1 protein-coding gene is annotated in these 1,175 nt (G+C 57.7%); it reads right to left on the reverse strand.

Going from position 1 to position 1,175, the window contains the following annotated elements:
* Positions 1 to 1,175, reverse strand: a 1,175-nt coding sequence (locus tag BM030_RS19580; RefSeq protein WP_090975281.1) for a nucleotide sugar dehydrogenase, incomplete at both ends; no start/stop codon positions are given.

The following is a 1,175-nucleotide window of genomic DNA, read 5'->3' on the forward strand; positions in this document are numbered from 1 at the left end:
CGTTTCCAGTCATAGGTTGTGAACTCATCCCATTCGGTGAGCAGTGCGATGGCATGTGCGCTGTTAGTTGCCTCATACGGGTCGCTGGCCACGGTTATGAGCTGGCGGTTCTCTTGGGGGCTTCGCGAGCCGAGGTAATCCAGGTCGGCATATACCTGTTCTGCCCGTACCTTTGGGTCGTATACGGTAATGTGTGCCTGTTCATTGAGCAGTGCGTCTGCCACGTATATGGCTGCCGATTCGCGGGTATCGTTGGTGTCTTTCTTGAAGGCCCACCCCAGGAAGGTGATTTTTTTTCCGGAGACGGTGTTGTAGAGGGTCTGCACGATGTTGTCGGCGAAGCGCCGTTTCTGGTGGTCGTTCATGATGATGACCTGCTCCCAGTAGTCGGCCACCTGGTGCAGTCCATAGCTTCGGGCGATGTATACCAGGTTAAGGATGTCCTTCTGGAAGCACGAGCCGCCGAATCCGACGGAAGCCTTGAGGAACTTGGGTCCGATGCGGCTGTCTGTTCCGATGGCGCGGGCCACTTCATCGACGTTTGCTCCTGTTTTCTCGCAGAGCTCCGATATGGCGTTGATGGATGACACGCGCTGTGCGAGGAAAGCATTTGCGGTGAGCTTGGACAGCTCGGACGACCAGAGGTTGGTGGTGATGATGCGTTCCCTGGGCACCCAGTTGGCGTAGATGTCGGCCAGGGCCTGTATGGCCTGCTGGTTTTCGCCACCGATGAGCACGCGGTCGGGTTCACGGAGGTCTTTCACTGCGGTTCCCTCCGCCAGGAACTCGGGGTTGGACAGGATATGGAAGCTGACGCCGTTTCCGGTATTGTGGAGGATGTTCTTCAGGGCTTCGGCGGTTCGTACGGGGAGGGTTGATTTCTCCACGACGATTTTGTCTGAGGTTGCTGCGGCGGCTATCTGCCTGGCGCAGAGCTCGATGAATTTGAGGTCAGCGGCCATTCCCTTGCCCTTTCCATAGGTTTTTGTGGGGGTGTTCACCGAGATGAAAACCATGTCGGCCTGTGCGATTGCGTTATCCACGTCGGTGGAGAAGAACAGGTTCCTGCCCCTTGCCTGTGCCACCACCTCGTCCAGCCCGGGCTCGTATACGGGCAGCCTGGAGAGGTCGGGGTCATTCCATGCGGCGATGCGCTTTTCGTTGACGTCCACGAC

It is taken from the genome of Parapedobacter composti (assembly GCF_900112315.1).
Lineage (GTDB): Bacteria > Bacteroidota > Bacteroidia > Sphingobacteriales > Sphingobacteriaceae > Parapedobacter > Parapedobacter composti.